We start from the raw sequence: 17,083 nt of genomic DNA on the forward strand, positions 1-17,083 counted from the left end.
ACGACGTGGACACGCGGCAGTGGCGCGACACCATCGCGGCGGCGCAGGACGGCGACCGGCGGGCGCTGGACGAGCTCGTCGAAGGCTGGCTGCCGCTGGTGTACAACATCGTCGGCCGCGCCCTGAACGGCCACGCGGACGTCGACGACGTCGTCCAGGAGACCATGCTGCGGGCCGTCGACAACCTCGGCAGCCTCCGCGACCCGGACAGCTTCCGGTCCTGGCTGGTCGCCATCACCATGCGGCAGATACGGGACAGGGCCCGCCGCAGGACCCCCGCCCCGCTGGACGAGTCCGCCACGAGCGGAGCCGCCGACTTCGCCGAACTCACCGTCCTGCGGCTCCAGTTGGAAGGACAGCGGCGCGAGGTCGCGGAGGCGGTGCGCTGGCTCGACGACGAGGACCGGCAACTGCTCTCGCTGTGGTGGCTGGAGGTCGCCGGCGAGCTCACCCGACGGGAACTGGCCGCTGCCGTCGGCATCAGCAGGCAGCACGCCGCCGTACGCGTCCAGCGGATGAAGGAGCGCCTGGAGACCTCACGGGGCATCGTGCGCGCCCTCGACGGGGCCTGCCCCGACCTGCGCGAACTGACCGCCCGCTGGAACGGCCGCCCCGACTCGGTCTGGCGCAAGCGGCTGGCCCGGCACATCCGCGGCTGCGGCTACTGCGGAGACACTCGCGAGTCCGTCGTACCGCCGGAGCGGCTGCTCGTCGGGATCGCGCTGGTGCCGGTCCCGGTCGGATTCACCCTCTCGCTGGCCCTCGGCGGCAAGACGGCCGCGGCCGCCACCGCCGCGGTCGCGTCCGTCAGCTGGTCCGCCAAGGTGATGAGCGCCCTCACCCAGCCCGTCGTCGCGGCCACCGCGGGGGCGACGATCGTCGCGGGCGGGGCGTACGTCGTCACGCAGACCCCGGACGCCCCTCCGCCGCGGGTGGCGGTCTCGCCCACGGCGGCGAGCACGCATCGGGCGCCGTCCGTGGTGGACACCCCGTCGCTCTCCCCGTCACCGTCCCCTTCCCCGTCGGCGACACCCACGAAGACAGTCCTCTACGGCAGCGTCGTCGACGCAGTCGACCGGGCCCCGGACCCCGACACCCCGCCCGCCCCCCTGCCGCACCGGCCCGAGACCGGCGTCACCAGCACCGGCGGCGCGCACGCCGTCATGAACCACCGCGGGGACAGCGTCACGCTCACCGGCAAGGGCTACGTCCTCGTCCGCTGGCAGATCTCGCCGCAGTACCGGGCCGGCGGCCTGGTCATGCCCTCCTGGACCGGCCTGAGGGGCGAGCTCTTCCACGTCGCCTCGGGCGGCGGCCGCCGTATGGACGACCCCGTCAGCGCCACCGACAGCACCGCCACCGGCATGGGCAACTCCACCGTCGGCTACACCGTCCTGCCCGCCGGCACCCAGCAGATGTGGCAGAACGAGTACTTCTACCTCGACGGCAGCGTCACCCTCACGGTCAACGAACGCGGCGCCGACTACGGCCTCAGCGTCTTCCCGTCCAGCTGGGACGCGGCGGAGAAGGACATCACCACCGGCCCTGACCAGGGCGTCAAGCGGTACGGCCTGGTCCGCGACACCGGCAAGGACGACGCCCCTGTGCCGCAGTACGTCACCCGTTCGACTCCCGCCGACACGGCGACGGTCGCTCAGGAGTCCCGGGTGTCGGCCGCGTAGCGCTCCTGGGCGTCCATCACCGCGTCACCGTGATCGTGTGCCCAGACACCGAACGCCTCGATCGGCGCGAGTAACGTCCGCCCGAGGGCGGTCAGTTCGTACTCCACGCGGGGCGGGGAGCCGCCGTAGGCCCGACGTGCCACGAGCCCGTTGAACTCCAGTCGGCGCAGCGTCTGCGTCAGCACCTTCTGGCTGATCCCGCCGATGCGCGCCCGCAGTTCACCGGGGCGTCCGGGGCCGTCCTTGAGGGCCCGGATCACCACCGGGTTCCAGGTGTGGGAGACCAGGTCGAAGGCGAGGCGGGTGCGGCAGTCGGCGAGGAAGGCGAGGTCGGTGGTCACGTACCGAATGGTGCCCGAGCGGGTTCCTACTGTCGTGGGAGATCAGGAGAAACGGAAGTTCCTGCGAGCGAGGAGGCGTCATGCGGGTGGGAATCATCGGCCGGGGCGGTATGGCGGACGCGCTGGGTACGCAGTGGCGGCGGGCCGGGCACGAGGTGGTCACCGGCAGTCGCTCGGGCGGGCTGCGTGAGGCGGCGGAGTTCGGGACGGACGCGGTGCTGCTCGCGGTGCCGTACGAGGCGGTGGTCGAGGTCGTCGGTGGGCTGCGGGAGGTGCTTTTGGGGAAGGTGCTGATCGACTGCACCAATCCGGTGGGGCCCGGTTTCGGTCTGCTCACCTCGGGTGGGCCCTCGGCCGCCGAACGCATCGCCTCCGCCGCACCTTCGGCGCACGTGGTGAAGGCCTTCAACCTGTGCCACGAGGACGTCTGGCGGCTGACCCCGCCCGTCTTCGACGGCCGCCCCCTCGCGGTGCCGCTGTGCGGGGACGACGAGGGGGCCCTGACCGTCGTACGACGACTCGTCCGCGACCTGGGCTGCGAGCCGCTGAACGCGGGGGGACTGGACCAGGCCGGGCTCGTGGAGGCGACCGCGGCGCTGCTGATCCGGCTGTGGGTGGGGGAGGGGGCGGACGCACAGGCGATCTCGCCACCGCGGGCGTACGCGGGAACCTAACTCCCGTTCGCGTGGGCTCTCAGCGCGCAGAGCACGTCCACCCGGTTCGTCGTGATCGAGTCGACGCCCACGGCGGCCAGGCGGCGCATCGACCGGCGGGTGTCAGGGGTCCAGACGGAGATCAGGTAGCCGTCGGCGTGGATACGGTCGGCGAGACCGCGGTCCATCAGACCGAAACGGTAGTTGAGCCAGCGGGGCCGCACCGCGTCCAGGAGGGTGGGACGCGGGGGCGCGAGGGTCGTCCAGGTGAGCGCGATCTCCGCGGACGGGTCGGCCGCGCGTACGGCGAGCATGGCGGTGGCGTCGGCGCAGTAGTAGACGCGGTCCTGGGCTCCGCACTCGCGGACCACGTCGACGACGCGGCGGGCGACTCTCACCTCTCTCGTGCCGGGCAGGTCGAGCATCAGGCGGTGGCCGTCGATGGCCCGCAGGGCCTCCGCGAGCGTCGGCACCCTGCCGTCCGTCAGTCCTCGTACCTCGTCCGCCGACAGGGCGAGGAGGGGACGGTCGTGCTCCCACAGCCGCTTCAGCGTCTCGTCGTGGAGCAGCACCGGTACGCCGTCCCTGGTGAGCCGTACGTCGATCTCCACCGCGTCCGCGCCCCGGTCGAGCGCGGCACGCAGGGAGCCGATCGTGTTCTCACGGACGTGGTAGGGGTCGCCGCGGTGTGCCACGGCCGTCAGCTTGTGCATGCGCCCATTGTGGCGAGGTCACGGCGCGAGCCAGGTGGCGGTGTAGCTGTCGATCTCGTCCTTGATCCTCGCCTTGCCGGGTTCGTCGAGGAACGACACGTCCACCGCGTTCTTGGCCAGTGCGGCGAGACCCTGTTCGTCGAGGTTCAGGAGCCTTGCCGCCACCGCGTACTCGCTGTTCAGGTCGGTGCCGAACATCGGGGGGTCGTCGGAGTTGATCGTGACGACGATGCCCGCCTGCACGAACTCCTTGATCGGGTGCTCGTCGAGGGTGCGGACGGCTCGGGTCGCGATGTTGGAGGTGGGGCACACCTCCAGCGGGATGCGGTGTTCGGCGAGGTGGGTGAGGAGCGCCGGGTCCTGGAAGGAGTTCGTGCCGTGGCCGATGCGTTCGGCGCGGAGGTGGGTGAGGGCGTCCCACACGGTCTCCGGGCCGGTCGTCTCGCCGGCGTGCGGGACCGAGTGGAGGCCCGCGGCGATCGCGCGGTCGAAGTACGGCTTGAACTGGGGGCGGGGTACGCCGATCTCGGGACCGCCGAGGCCGAAGCTCACGAGGCCCTCCGGGCGGAGGCGGTCGTCGGTGGCGAGGCGGGTCGTCTCCTCGGCGGCCTCCAGGCCGGCCTCGCCGGGGATGTCGAAGCACCAGCGCAGTACCGTGCCGAACTCGGACTCCGCCGCCTTGCGGGCGTCCTCTATGGCCTCCATGAACGCGCGCTCGTCGATGCCGCGGCGGGTCGAGGAGAACGGGGTGATCGTCAGCTCGGCGTAGCGGACCTGCTGGCGGGCGAGGTCCCGGGCGACCTCATAGGTCAGGAGTCGTACGTCCTCGGGGGTGCGGATCAGGTCCACCACGCTCAGGTACACGTCGATGAAGTGGGCGAAGTCCGTGAAGGTGAAGTAGTCGACGAGCGCCTCGGGGTCCGTGGGGACCTTGGAGTCGGGGTGGCGGGCGGCCAGTTCGGAGACGATGCGGGGGGAGGCCGATCCGACGTGGTGCACATGGAGTTCGGCCTTGGGCAGGTCGGCGATGAAGGCGTGCAGGTGGTCGGTCGTCGTCATGGGGGCCTCCCCTTGCTGGGCGCCCGGCACGGTGGGGTGGTGCGGCGGGCGCGGTGATCGGCTGATCGATGCGGAACATGTTAGGCGGGGTGTGGGTACGTGTGGGTGCCTGCGGGTGCCTGCGGTGGTTGGGCGCGGGTGTGGGTGCCTGCGGTGGCGTGTGCGGGTTCGGTGGGGGCGGGCGTTTCGCGCAGTTCCCCGCGCCCTTGAATGCCTGCGGTGGCGTGTGCGGGTTCGGTGGGGGCGGGCGTGCTGCGCAGTTCCCCGCGCCCCTGAATGCCTGCGGCGGCCTGTTGCGGTTCGGTGGGGGCTGGTGTGGCGCGTGCGGGTGTGTTGTGGGTCGGGGCCGGGGTGGGGGGTGTCGTCCTCGGTCCGGCGGTTCGGTTTCTTGAGCAGGGCTCGGTGCCGGACGCCGGCCGCTGTGGGCGGACGCCCCCCACCCCGTCCCCTGCGCGCCGTACGCGGCTACCGGCCCATCGTGGCGCGCGGTGCGGCGAACGGTCCGTCGTGGTGCGGGTGACTGCAACTCCCCAGGGGCGCGGGGAACTGCGCGACCAGCCCCCACTCACCCGCACCCGCCCGACAACCGGCCCCGGCATCCCCGCAGGCGCCCGGCCCAGGCCCCGCGCACGCGGCCCGCCTCACCACCAAGACCCGGTACTGCCTGCCGTAACATGGCCGCACGAACGACCTAGGGGGACGTGAGCATGACGGACGGAACGCAGCCGAACGGGGACAGTCGGGACCCGTGGGCGCCGCCGGAAAGTGGGCCTTCTTTGGAGAAGAGCCCGTCGCCGCCCGTGCACGATCAGCCCACCGTGACGTCCGTGCCGAACGACGGCTACGGCTTTCCGCCTCCCGGAGCCGCGGGGCCCGCCCCCACTCCCGGCTACGGCTACCCCGGCCCGGCACAGGGCGTGCCCGTCGGCGGTCCCGGACCCGGCATACCCGGTGGGCCCGCCTCCGTGCCGCCCCCGCCCGTCGGGCCGGAAGGCCCCGGCGCCCCCGTCGGCTACGGCTACCCCAACTACCAGCAGGGGTACGGCGGTTGGCCCGCCCCGCCGATGCCCCCGCAGAACGGCATGGGGGTCGCCGCGATGGTGCTGGGCATCCTGTCCTGCGCGCTGTTCTGCATGTACGGCATCCTCTCGCTGGTGCTCGGGGTCCTCGCCATCGTCTTCGGGATCAAGGGACGCAAGCGGGCCGAGCGGGGTGAAGCCACCAACCACGGCCAGGCGCAGGCCGGATTCATCATGGGGATCATCGGGACGATCCTCGGCGTCGCCGTGATCGTGCTGCTCGCCATCGGCATCACCGCCGCCATCAACTCGGAGGACGACTCCGACTACTACGACGGCTCCCTCGCCGTCGTGGCGGCCGCCGCCTCGGTGGCGTAGCGAGCGTCTCGGACGGAACCGGGAGGGGATCGCCGGGATTCGGCGGTCTCCTTCACGCGTTTCTGAGGCGGTGTCTCGCCTCCATCAGCGCGAAGCCCAGGAGATTCGGGCCTCGCCAGCGCTCCGGGTCGCCCGCCGCCTCGTCGTCCGCCGCGAGGCCGATTCCCCACACCCGGTCCACCGGGCTGGCCTCCACCAGGACCCGGTCGCCGGTGTTCAGGAGGAACTCCCGCAGGTCTGCGTGCGCCGCGAACTTGTGGACGCTGCCCTCGACGACGATCCCGAAGCGCTCGCGCCGCCAGGTCCGCTCGTCGAAACCCCGGACCAGACGACCCACGCTCTTGGCCTGGGCCGGAGATCCGGCCGCCAGCACGCGGCGCTCGGCCTCCTGATCTTCGAAAAGGCGCGCCTTGCCCGCCATCATCCAGTGCTCGGCGGTCGCATAGGTCAGCCCGTCCACCACGAACGGTGACGGCCACCACTGGCTCAGACAGCTCGCGCCGACGTGGCCGTCCGGACGCGGGCGGTGTCCCCAGAAGTGCAGATACTTGATCTTCGCTCCGGCCCGGACCTGCTTGACCAGGGCGTCCTGTGAATCGATCGTCCCCGTGATCTTCCCCATGCACCCGAGTCTGGCAGCTGCCACTGACATTCCGTCCTTCCTTTTCGAGGACGACTCGACACCTGGTCGACAGATTCCGTCGCGTAACCGAAAGGCAACAACGGAATCACTTGTAGGAGTGCCATTGCTCTGTCAGGATCGGCACTCAAATCGAGCTGGAGCTACGCCACCCACCCGCGGAAGCCGCTGGGTGACGGCGGAGGAGAGCGACATGCACAAGCCGGGCAGTACCACCCCGGACCGGTTCGCGGCCCAGGAGCGGTTCGCCGAAGGTGCGCAGTTCATCGGAGGGCGCCTGACCAAGGGGACCTCCGGTCGTACGCACGCGGTCGTGGATCCCGCGCGTGGGGAAGAGGTCTTCACCTACGAGCTGGCGGGCGTCGAGGACGTGGATGCCGCCGTCGCCGCGGCTCGCGCGGCCTTTCCGGGCTGGGCGGCCACCACTCCCGGTGAGCGGTCCGACGCCCTGCACCGGTTCGCCGCCGTGCTCGCCGAGTGCGCCGAGGACTTCGCCCGGGCGGAGTCGCTCCAGTGCGGGAAGCCGCTGAAGCTGACCCGGGAGTTCGACGTCCCGGGCACGATCGACAACACCGCCTTCTTCGCCGGTGCCGCCCGGCATCTGCAGGGGCAGTCCGCCGGTGAGTACTCCGGTGACCACACGTCGTACGTCAGGCGCGAGCCCATCGGTGTCGTGGGGTCCATCGCGCCCTGGAACTACCCTCTCCAGATGGCCGCCTGGAAGATCCTTCCGGCCATCGCCGCGGGCAACACGATCGTGCTCAAGCCCGCCGAGATCACCCCGCTCACCTCGCTGCTCTTCGCCCAGGCCGCCACCAGGGCGGGCATTCCCGACGGTGTCGTCAACATCGTCACGGGGACCGGGAAAGAGGCCGGGGAGCGTCTGGTCGGACATCCCGACGTGGCCATGACCTCGTTCACCGGGTCGACGGCCGTGGGCAAGCGCGTGGCCGAGATCGCCACCGCCACCGTCAAGCGGCTGCACCTGGAGCTCGGCGGCAAGGCTCCCTTCCTCGTCTTCGACGACGCCGACCTGGAAGCCGCCGTCAACGGAGCCGTCGCGGGCGCGCTCATCAACACCGGGCAGGACTGCACGGCCGCCACGCGCGCGTACGTGCAGCGGCCGCTGTACGACGCCTTCGTCGAGAAGACCGCCGCGCTCATGGAGACCGTCCGGCTCGGGGACCCCTTCGCCGCCGGCACCGATCTCGGGCCGCTCATCTCGCACGTCCAGCGGGACCGGGTCGCCGGGTTCGTCGACCGTGCGCGTGCCTACGCGCGCGTGGTGACCGGCGGCGAGGTGCCCGAGGGGGAGCTCGCCAAAGGGGCGTACTACAGGCCCACGCTCGTCACCGACGCCGCCCAGGACAGCGAGATCGTCCAGTCCGAGATCTTCGGACCCGTCCTTGTCGTCCTGCCGTTCGACAGTGATGACGAAGGCATCCGGCTCGCCAACGACACCCCCTACGGGCTTGCCGCCTCCGCCTGGAGCCGGGACGTCTACCGGGCGAACCGGGCCACCCGTGAGATCAAGGCCGGGTGCGTGTGGGTCAACGACCACATCCCGATCCTCAGCGAGATGCCCCACGGCGGGTACAAGGCGTCCGGCTTCGGCAAGGACATGTCCTCGTACTCGTTCGAGGAGTACACCCAGATCAAGCACGTCATGTTCGACAACACGGCGGTGGCGGCGAAGGACTGGCACCGCACGATCTTCGGGGACCGTTAGCCGAATTCAGGCCGCCTGACCCGCGGCCGCCCACTTTCCCGAAAGGGCACCAGCGCATGGAGCAGTACGAGCCCGACCGCCTGTCCCCGGCCCAAGTGGCCGCCATGCGGCGCAGCTTCCGAAGCGGCCGGGCCGCCATGACCCGGCGGTCCCTGTTGCGTGCCTCCGCGGGCGGCGCGCTCACGGTCGGCGGCCTCGGGGCGCTGAGCGCCTGTGGCATCCCCGCGGCCGGCAACACCAAGGGCGGCGTCTCCGCGGAGGACCACTCGGCCAAGGAGAAGGTCGTCAACTTCTCCAACTGGACCGAGTACATCGACGTGGACGAGAGCGAGAAGCACCACCCCACGCTCGACCAGTTCAAGAAGCGGACCGGCATCTCGGTGAAGTACACCGAGGACATCAACGACAACGTCGAGTTCTTCGGGAAGATCAAGCCGCAGTTGGCCGCCGGTCAGGACACCGGACGGGACATCATCGTCCTCACGGACTGGCTTGCCGCCCGGCTCATCCGCCTCGGGTGGGTCCAGAAACTGGACGCCTCCAACCTGCCGCACGCGTACGCCAATCTGTCCGCGCAGTTCCGTGACCCGGACTGGGATCCCGGGCGGGCCTACAGCTATGTGTGGCAGGGCATCTCGACCGTCATCGCCTACAACAAGAAGGCCCTCGACGGCGTGGAGGTCAAGTCGGTCTCCGACCTGCTCGACAACGCCAAGCTCAAGGGGCGCGTCGGCTTCCTGTCCGAGATGCGCGACAGCATCGGCATGACCCTGCTCGACATGGGCAAGGACCCGTCGCACTTCACCGCCGACGACTACGACGCGGCGATCGCACGCCTCCAGAAGGCCGTCGACAAGGGGCAGATCCGCCGCTTCACCGGCAACGACTACACCTCCGACCTGACCAGCGGCGACTTCGCGGCCTGTATCGCCTGGGCCGGTGACGTCGTACAGCTGAAGGCGGACAGCCCGGACATCGACTTCATCATCCCGGACAGCGGATACATGACCTCGACCGACAACATGCTGATCCCCAACAAGGCGCGTCACAAGACGAACGCCGAGCGGCTCATCGACTTCTACTACGAGCCGAAGCCGGCCGCCGAGCTCGCCGCCTACATCAACTACGTGTCTCCCGTCGACGGTGTGAAGCCCGAGCTGGAGAAGCTCGACCCGGATGCGGCGAACAACCCGCTGATCATCCCCGACAAGGCCATGGCCGCGAAGTCCCACGCCTTCCGCTCCCTGAGCTCGAAGGAAGAGACGGCCTTTGAAGAGAAGTTCGCGAAGCTGACTGGGGCGTGACCACCATGACGAACAAGAACACCGACAGCAGCGGCGACGTCCGTCTCTCCGGCATCAGCAAGACGTACGACAACGGCTTCACCGCCGTACAGCCGCTCGACCTGACCGTCCCCCAGGGCTCCTTCTTCGCTCTGCTCGGCGCCTCCGGCTGCGGCAAGACGACCACGCTGCGCGTGATCGCCGGACTCGAGGAGCCCACGACGGGCACCGTGCACCTCGGCGACCAGGAGGTCACCCGGCTGCCGCCCTACAAGCGGCCGGTGAACACCGTCTTCCAGTCGTACGCCCTCTTCCCGCACCTCGACATCTTCGAGAACGTCGCCTTCGGTCTGCGCCGACGCGGCATCAAGTCGGTGAAGAAGCAGGTCGAGGACATGCTGGAACTCGTGCAGCTGGGCGAGCAGGCCCGCAAGAAGCCGCACCAGCTGTCCGGTGGCCAGCAGCAGCGGGTCGCCGTGGCGCGGGCGCTGATCAACACGCCCAAGGTGCTGCTGCTGGACGAGCCGCTCGGCGCCCTCGACCTCAAGCTGCGCCGCCAGATGCAGCTGGAGCTCAAGCGCATCCAGACCGAGGTCGGCATCACCTTCGTGCACGTCACGCACGACCAGGAGGAGGCCATGACCATGGCCGACACGGTCGCCGTGATGAACGCGGGCCGCGTCGAGCAGCTCGGCTCGCCGACCGACCTGTACGAGAACCCCAACACCACCTTCGTCGCCAACTTCCTCGGCACCTCCAACCTCATCGAGGCCGAGGTCGACTCCAGGAGCGGTGGTGAGATCGCGCTGAAGGCGGGCGGCGGCAAGCTGGTGCTTCCCGAGGCGCGCTATGCCGGGCCCACGACGACCGGCGGCAAGGTGCTGGTCGGCGTCCGGCCGGAGAAGATCTCCCTCACCCACGCCGACGAGGCCGGGGCGATTCCGGAGGGCCGCAACCGGATCACCGGGAAGATCGCCGACTCCTCCTTCATCGGCGTCTCCACGCAGTACGTCATCGACAGCCCCGTCTGCCCCGAGTTCGAGGTCTACGCCCAGAACATCGACCGCGACGACCGGCTCGTCCCCGGCGCCGAGGTCGTCCTGCACTGGAACCCGGCCCACACCTTCGGCCTGGACGCCGACCAGGACATCGACGCCGGCATCCAGGAAGAGGCGGCGGTCTGATGGCGACGCTCACCGAGGCGCCGCCGCCTCTCTCCCCGACCGCGCCCGAGAAGAAGCCCCCGCGCAGGAGGGGCCGCTTCACGCCGTACTGGCTGCTGCTGCCCGGCATCCTGTGGCTGCTGGTCTTCTTCGCGCTGCCGATGATCTACCAGGCCTCCACGTCCGTGCAGACGGGCTCCCTGGAGACGGGCTACAAGGTCACCTGGCACTTCGCGACCTACTGGGACGCACTGTCCCAGTACTGGCCGCAGTTCCTTCGCTCGCTCCTGTACGCCGGTGCCGCGACGGTCCTCTGCCTGGTGCTGGGGTATCCGCTCGCGTATCTCATCGCGTTCCGCGCGGGGCGCTGGCGGAACCTGATCATGATCCTGGTGATCGCGCCGTTCTTCACCAGCTTCCTGATCCGCACCCTCGCCTGGAAGACGATCCTCGCGGACAGCGGCCCGGTGGTGAGCACGCTCAACACGCTGCACGTCCTGGACGTCACCAACTGGCTGGGCTGGACCGCCGGCGACCGTGTACTGGCCACACCGCTCGCGGTGGTGTGCGGTCTGACGTACAACTTCCTGCCGTTCATGATCCTGCCGCTCTACACCTCGCTCGAACGCATCGACGGGCGGCTGCACGAGGCGGCGGGCGACCTGTACGCCAAGCCGGTCACCACCTTCCGCAAGGTCACCTTCCCGCTGTCGATGCCGGGCGTGGTCTCCGGGACGCTGCTGACCTTCATCCCGGCGGCCGGTGACTACGTCAACGCGGACCTGCTCGGCTCCACGGACACCCGCATGGTCGGAAACGTCATCCAGACGCAGTTCCTGAGGATTCTGGACTATCCGACGGCCGCGGCTCTCTCCTTCATCCTGATGGCCGCGATTCTCTTCATGGTCACGCTCTACATCCGTAGGTCCGGCACGGAGGATCTGGTTTAAATGACCTTCGTCAACTGGCTCAAGCGCCACCTCGTCGTCATCGCCGGACTGATCACGCTCGGATATCTGCTGCTGCCGAACGTCGTCGTCACGGTGTTCTCCTTCAACAAACCGAAGGGGCGCTTCAACTATCAGTGGCAGCAGTTCTCCCTGGACGCATGGAAGGACCCCTGCGGGGTCGCCGACATGTGCGGCTCGCTCTCCATCAGCCTTCAGATCGCGTTCTGGGCGACGATCGGCGCGACCGCCCTCGGCACGATGATCGCCTTCGCACTGGTCCGTTACCGCTTCCGCGCCCGCGGCGCCGTGAACTCGCTGATCTTCCTGCCGATGGCGATGCCCGAGGTCGTCATGGCGGCCTCGCTGCTCACCCTGTTCCTCAACATGGGCGCACAGCTGGGCTTCTGGACGATCCTCATCGCCCACATCATGTTCTGCCTCAGCTTCGTCGTGACGGCGGTCAAGGCGCGCGTGATGTCGATGGACCCGCGCCTGGAACAGGCGGCCCAGGACCTCTACGCCGGGCCCCTGCAGACCTTCGTCCGGGTCACTCTGCCGATCGCCGCCCCCGGAATCGCCGCGGGCGCGCTGCTCGCCTTCGCGCTCTCCTTCGACGATTTCATCATCACCAACTTCAACGCGGGCTCGACCGTCACCTTCCCCATGTTCGTCTGGGGTTCGGCACAGCGCGGAACGCCCGTTCAGATCAATGTCATCGGTACGACCATGTTCCTCGTCGCCGTGCTTCTGGTGCTGGTCTCGATGGTCGTCAGCAACCGCCGTAACAAGCAGAAGCCTCTGTAGGGAGTTGACATCATGGCCCCAGGCGCCATGAGCCGTTGGACCAAGGCACTTTCCGAAGCCCAGCCGGTCCCGTACTGGCTGGACGACCCCGGCAGGCCCCGTCCCGAGCCCGCCCTCACCGGCGCCGAGACCTGCGACCTGCTGGTCGTCGGCGGTGGCTACAGCGGGCTGTGGACCGCGCTCAACGCGAAAGAGCGTGACCCGCAGCGGGACGTGGTCCTGCTGGAAGGCCGTGAGGTGGGCTGGGCCGCCTCCGGTCGCAACGGCGGCTTCTGTGCCGCCTCCCTCACCCACGGTCTGCCCAACGGGCTGACCCGCTGGCCGGACGAGATCCACAAGCTCCAGGAGCTGGGCGCCCGCAACCTCGACGAGATCGAGAAGGCGGTCGCCCGGCACGACCTCGACTGCGAGTTCGAGCGCACCGGCGAGATCGACGTGGCGACCGAGACGTACCAGGCCCGGGAACTGCGCGACTGGTACGAGGAGCTCCAGGAGAAGGGCCTCGCCGACGGTGTCGACTTCCTGGACGCCGACGCGGTGCGGGAGCAGGTGGACTCGCCGACCTTCGAGGCGGGGCTGTGGGACCGCCGGGGCGTGGCCATGCTCAACCCGGCCAAGCTCGTCTGGGGCCTGAAGCGGGCGTGTCTGGGACTCGGTGTCCGGGTCTACGAGAACACGCCCGCCCTGGACCTGAAGTCGTACGGCGCCGCCATGGCCGTACGCACGCCGTACGGTTCGGTCCGGGCCCGGAAGGTCGCGCTCGGCACGAACATCTTCCCGAGCCTGGTCAAGCGGGTGCGGTCGTACACCGTGCCGGTCTACGACTACGCGCTGATGACCGAGCCGCTGAGCGACGAGCAGATCGAGGCGATCGGCTGGAAGAACCGGCAGGGCCTGGGCGACAGCGCCAACCAGTTCCACTACTTCCGACTCTCCGCCGACAACCGCATCCTGTGGGGCGGTTACGACGCGGTCTACCCGTACGGCGGCCGGGTGCGGGCCGAGTACGACGACCGGCCGGAGACGTACGCCAAGCTCGCCGGACACTTCTTCACCTGCTTCCCGCAGCTGGAGGGCGTCCGCTTCACGCACGCGTGGGGCGGTGCGATCGACACCTGCTCGCGGTTCTCCGCGTTCTACGGCACCGCGCACCACGGCAAGGTGGCGTACGCGGCCGGCTACACGGGTCTCGGTGTCGGTGCGACCCGGTTCGGGGCGGACGTGATGCTGGACCTGCTGGCCGGGGAGGCCACCGAGCGGACCTCGCTGGAGATGGTCCGCAAGAAGCCGCTGCCCTTCCCGCCGGAGCCCTTCGCCTGGACCGGTATCGCCCTCACCAAGTGGTCGCTGGCCCGTGCCGACTCGCACGGTGGGCGGCGCAACCTGTGGCTGCGGACCATGGACAAACTCGGTCTGGGATTCGACAGCTGAACGGTCGTATGTGATCTGATTCACTCCAACGGGTGGTCAGACCCCCCGTAGGGCTCGGCAGGAGCCCTTCCCCTCTCTCGTGACGTGATCAGCGTCGATGAGAGAAAGGGAGGTCCTGTCTATGACTGGGGCGAAGACGGCGGTCGAGTGGCTGGCATCGGTCGCACCGGATCCCGAGGCCTGCCGCTGGGAGTGGGAGCGCAATCCCCTCGGGGTCGCGCTGCTTCCGGCCGGCAAGGCCTGGGACGTACTGATTCTGCCGGGCGAACTCGGCTACCCGACGCTCGACGTGCTCACCCGCATCCTCGACCGGCTCGGCCCGGTGCTCGTCGACTTCGGCGACGCCCGGATGGGCTTCTTCGTACCGCCGGGCACCGCGGCCCGCTGGCTCGGCACCGGTATCCGTACGGCCGGTGCCGGCACCTGGATCGTCGTGCCGTACCCGGGCCGGGTGGCCGGGGGAGGGGTGCGCTGGCTGGTCCCGCCGGACGGCTCCGGCATTCTCGCCGATCCGGCGCTGCTCGAACTGGCGATGCACGAGGCGGCGGCGGGCCTGGCGACGGAGGGTGACGGCTGAACCGATGCACCACCGCGCCGTCGTCGGCCGCCCGTGCGGCCGACGTGGACCGGGGAGTCCTGTGCACAGTGGGAGTTCGGCGCTGCGGGCGTCCGCCGCCGGCAGCGACAACGCCCAGTGTGCCCAGGAGTTCAGCGGCGGCCGAGGCGTGCCAGGAAAAGCCAGAACCCGAGCAGCAGGGCCGTGCAGAGGCACCAGCTGGCCACCACGTCCAGAGGCCAGTGCCAGCCGCGGCGGACCAGGCCGAAGGAGACGCCGAGAACGAGAAGGCCGTAGAGGATGACGAGTGCGCGGCGGGCGCGGGTGGTGCGGAGCCAGGGGAGGACGAGCAGGGTGGCGGCGCCGTAGGCGATGGCGGCCGTGGCGGTGTGCCCCGAGGGGTAGTAGCCGGTACCGGGCGGGACGACCGGGGTGCCCGAGCGGTCGGTGAGCTCCTTGAGGGGGACCACGAGGGCCGGGACCAGTGCCATCAGGACGGCCGCCGCGGTGGGCGGCAGCCACCAGCGGTCTGTACCTGTGCGGCGGGCCCGCCAGGCCGACCAGAGGAGGGCCGCGAACAGGACCGGAACCGCGACCTCGACATTGCCCAGGTCGGCGAGGGCCGCCGAGGCGCGGTCCGGGTGGACGAGTGCGCGGCTGACCCGTTCGTCGACACGCAGAAGCGGTCCGTCCTCGACGACCTGCCAGGTGATCAGGGCGAAGAGGAGGACCGCGCTTCCGAGAAGGAAGATGAGGAAGGCCGGCCGCCCCGGAACAGGGGGGGTGGTTCCGAGGCGGCCGATCGGATCGGATGGTCGGCCGCCCCGGGGGGTTTGGGGCGGGCGACTGTCCGATCGGTGAGGAGATCCGGAGCCGGAGGCTCCTGTTGTGTGCGCGAGGGCACGACCAGGTCGAAGCTGGGGAGGCCCCGGCCTGATGTCGCCCACAGTCCCCTGTGGGCGGGGTGTATCTCTCATCTGGGTAGAACCTACGGCAGGGCGGCGGCGTACGACAGGCTGAATCGCGTCCTCGCAACCACCTCGCACACCTTCTTCACACCCTCTGCCGTTCGCCGCCGCAGCCCCGGAATCCCGGGGGATGTCAGGCCTGGGACGGCTGGTGTCGGAAGGTACGAGTCCGCTTCCGACCTGCTGTGTCTCTCCTCAGATGCGGGTGAAGGCCTGCTCGATGATGTCGAGCCCCTCGTTGAGCAGGTCCTCGCCGATGACGAGCGGGGGCAGGAAGCGCAGGACGTTGCCGTAGGTGCCACAGGTCAGGACCAGCAGGCCCTCCTGGTGGCAGGCCTTGGCGAGCGCGGCGGTCGCCTCGGGGTTCGGCTCCTTGGTCGTACGGTCCTTGACGAGCTCGATGGCGATCATGGCGCCGCGGCCGCGGACGTCGCCGATGACGTCGAACTTGTCCGCCATGGCGGTGAGGCGGGCCTTCATGACCGTCTCGATGTTCTTCGCCCTGGCGTTGAGGTCGAGCTCCTTCATCGTCTCGATCGAGCCGAGCGCGCCCGCGCAGGCCACCGGGTTGCCGCCGTAGGTGCCGCCGAGGCCGCCGGCGTGGGCGGCATCCATGATCTCGGCGCGGCCGGTGACGGCGGCGAGCGGGAGGCCGCCGGCGATGCCCTTGGCGGTGGTGATCAGGTCCGGGACGATGCCCTCGTCCTCGCAGGCGAACCACTGGCCGGTGCGGCAGAAGCCGGACTGGATCTCGTCGGCGACGAAGACGATGCCGTTGTCCCGGGCGAACCGGCTGATCGCCGGCAGGAAGCCCTTGGCGGGCTCGATGAAGCCGCCCTCGCCCAGGACGGGCTCGATGATGATCGCGGCGACGTTGCCCGGGCCGACCTGCTTGGTGATCTGGTCGATGGCCTGGGCGGCGGCCTCGGGGCCGGCGTTCTCGGGGCCGGTGGGCCAGCGGTAGCCGTAGGCGACGGGGACGCGGTAGACCTCGGGCGCGAAGGGGCCGAAGCCGTGCTTGTACGGCATGTTCTTCGCGGTCAGCGCCATGGTGAGGTTGGTGCGGCCGTGGTAGCCGTGGTCGAAGACGACGACGGCCTGCCGCTTGGTGTGGGCGCGGGCGATCTTGACGGCGTTCTCCACGGCCTCGGCGCCGCTGTTGAACAGGGCCGACTTCTTGGCGTGGTCACCCGGGGTGAGCTCGGCGAGGGCCTCGGCGACCTCCACATAGCCCTCGTACGGGGTGACCATGAAACAGGTGTGGGTGAAATCGGCCAACTGGGCGGAGGCCCGGCGTACGACGGCCTCGGCGGAGGCGCCGACGGACGTCACGGCGATGCCGGAACCGAAGTCGATCAGCCGGTTCCCGTCGACGTCCTCGATGATCCCACCGCCCGCGCGCGCGGTGAAGACGGGCAGCACGGACCCCACCCCCTGCGCGACCGTGGCGACCCGGCGGGCCTGCAGCTCCTGTGACTTGGGTCCGGGGATGGCGGTGACGAGGCGGCGCTCCTGCGGCAGTGCGGTCATGAGGGGCTCCTGGGGTGGTGCTGACGCTTACCTTCTTTTCTCGCAGGCTAGGCCGGGGGCCGGGGGGTGGGCATGCTCCATGTGGGCGTTGTCAGGAGATCGGGTTGTCCGCGGTGGACATGGCGCCGGCCACGACGCCCGGCCACGTAAGCAGTGAACTCCCCTGGCGGGGGCGTTAGATTGA

Annotated in this window: 15 protein-coding genes and 1 pseudogene; 10 read left to right on the forward strand and 6 right to left on the reverse strand. The window is 69.8% G+C overall.

The genetic code is table 11. From position 1 onward, the window contains the following. The first annotated feature begins 5 nt into the window (after positions 1–5). Positions 6–1,682: an RNA polymerase sigma factor gene (locus QF027_RS34400; protein ID WP_307078993.1), complete on the forward strand. Its 1,677-nt coding sequence runs from the start codon at positions 6–8 to the stop codon at positions 1,680–1,682. Here the strand turns inward: QF027_RS34400 and QF027_RS34405 are convergent. Continuing rightward, positions 1,655–2,023, reverse strand: a complete 369-nt coding sequence (locus tag QF027_RS34405) for a winged helix-turn-helix transcriptional regulator (protein ID WP_306975795.1) — start codon at positions 2,021–2,023, stop codon at positions 1,655–1,657. The two genes, QF027_RS34400 and QF027_RS34405, sit on opposite strands and share 28 nt — an antisense overlap. A gap of 80 nt (positions 2,024–2,103) precedes the next feature. Here QF027_RS34405 and QF027_RS34410 point away from each other — a divergent pair, with 80 nt between their 5' ends. Further along, a complete protein-coding gene (locus QF027_RS34410; RefSeq protein WP_307078995.1) occupies positions 2,104–2,697 on the forward strand; it encodes an NADPH-dependent F420 reductase in 594 nt (197 codons plus the stop codon). Here QF027_RS34410 and QF027_RS34415 read toward each other — a convergent pair. Both QF027_RS34415 and QF027_RS34420 read right to left on the reverse strand, forming a co-directional pair. Continuing rightward, positions 2,694–3,389 (reverse strand): glycerophosphodiester phosphodiesterase, encoded by a 696-nt coding sequence (locus tag QF027_RS34415; protein ID WP_306975792.1) that lies wholly within the window; start codon positions 3,387–3,389, stop codon positions 2,694–2,696. The two genes, QF027_RS34410 and QF027_RS34415, sit on opposite strands and share 4 nt — an antisense overlap. 18 nt (positions 3,390–3,407) lie before the next feature. After that, positions 3,408–4,527 (reverse strand): annotated as a pseudogene (locus QF027_RS34420) (adenosine deaminase). Positions 4,528–5,155: 628 nt separating this feature from the next. Here QF027_RS34420 and QF027_RS34425 point away from each other — a divergent pair. After that, entirely contained in the window at positions 5,156–5,845 is a 690-nt protein-coding gene (locus tag QF027_RS34425; protein ID WP_306975788.1) for a DUF4190 domain-containing protein, read from the forward strand. A 52-nt stretch (positions 5,846–5,897) separates the two neighbouring features. On the opposite strand, the gene QF027_RS34430 is transcribed toward QF027_RS34425, so the two are convergent. After that, positions 5,898–6,467, reverse strand: a complete 570-nt coding sequence (locus tag QF027_RS34430; protein WP_307078998.1) for an NADAR family protein — start codon at positions 6,465–6,467, stop codon at positions 5,898–5,900. 211 nt (positions 6,468–6,678) lie between these two features. Between QF027_RS34430 and QF027_RS34435 the strand changes: the two genes are divergently transcribed. The 7 genes from QF027_RS34435 (at position 6,679) to QF027_RS34465 (ending at position 14,422) form a co-directional block, all read left to right on the forward strand. Continuing rightward, positions 6,679–8,214, forward strand: a complete 1,536-nt coding sequence (locus QF027_RS34435; protein WP_307079000.1) for a gamma-aminobutyraldehyde dehydrogenase — start codon at positions 6,679–6,681, stop codon at positions 8,212–8,214. Positions 8,215–8,270: 56 nt separating this feature from the next. Next, positions 8,271–9,518: an ABC transporter substrate-binding protein gene (locus tag QF027_RS34440; RefSeq protein ID WP_062045858.1), complete on the forward strand. Its 1,248-nt coding sequence runs from the start codon at positions 8,271–8,273 to the stop codon at positions 9,516–9,518. Positions 9,519–9,523: 5 nt separating this feature from the next. Next, a complete protein-coding gene (locus QF027_RS34445) occupies positions 9,524–10,681 on the forward strand; it encodes an ABC transporter ATP-binding protein (protein WP_307082602.1) in 1,158 nt (385 codons plus the stop codon). After that, positions 10,681–11,610 (forward strand): ABC transporter permease, encoded by a 930-nt coding sequence (locus QF027_RS34450; RefSeq protein ID WP_306975777.1) that lies wholly within the window; start codon positions 10,681–10,683, stop codon positions 11,608–11,610. Before QF027_RS34445 ends, QF027_RS34450 begins: the two co-directional genes overlap by 1 nt. After that, positions 11,611–12,414, forward strand: coding sequence for an ABC transporter permease (locus QF027_RS34455; RefSeq protein WP_306975775.1), 804 nt, complete (start codon positions 11,611–11,613; stop codon positions 12,412–12,414). It abuts the gene before it with no gap. Between the two features lie 12 nt (positions 12,415–12,426). Continuing rightward, positions 12,427–13,845 (forward strand): NAD(P)/FAD-dependent oxidoreductase, encoded by a 1,419-nt coding sequence (locus QF027_RS34460; protein ID WP_307079003.1) that lies wholly within the window; start codon positions 12,427–12,429, stop codon positions 13,843–13,845. Positions 13,846–13,966: 121 nt separating this feature from the next. Continuing rightward, positions 13,967–14,422 (forward strand): hypothetical protein, encoded by a 456-nt coding sequence (locus QF027_RS34465; RefSeq protein ID WP_306975771.1) that lies wholly within the window; start codon positions 13,967–13,969, stop codon positions 14,420–14,422. 131 nt (positions 14,423–14,553) lie between these two features. Here the strand turns inward: QF027_RS34465 and QF027_RS34470 are convergent, their stop codons facing one another. Next, on the reverse strand, positions 14,554–15,378 hold the full coding sequence (locus QF027_RS34470) for a phosphatase PAP2 family protein (protein ID WP_306975769.1): 825 nt from the start codon (positions 15,376–15,378) through the stop codon (positions 14,554–14,556). A gap of 186 nt (positions 15,379–15,564) precedes the next feature. Next, a complete protein-coding gene (gene gabT / locus QF027_RS34475) occupies positions 15,565–16,899 on the reverse strand; it encodes a 4-aminobutyrate--2-oxoglutarate transaminase (protein WP_307079005.1) in 1,335 nt (444 codons plus the stop codon). Positions 16,900–17,083 lie beyond the last annotated feature (184 nt).

The organism is Streptomyces canus (genome assembly GCF_030816965.1).
GTDB lineage: Bacteria > Actinomycetota > Actinomycetes > Streptomycetales > Streptomycetaceae > Streptomyces > Streptomyces canus_E.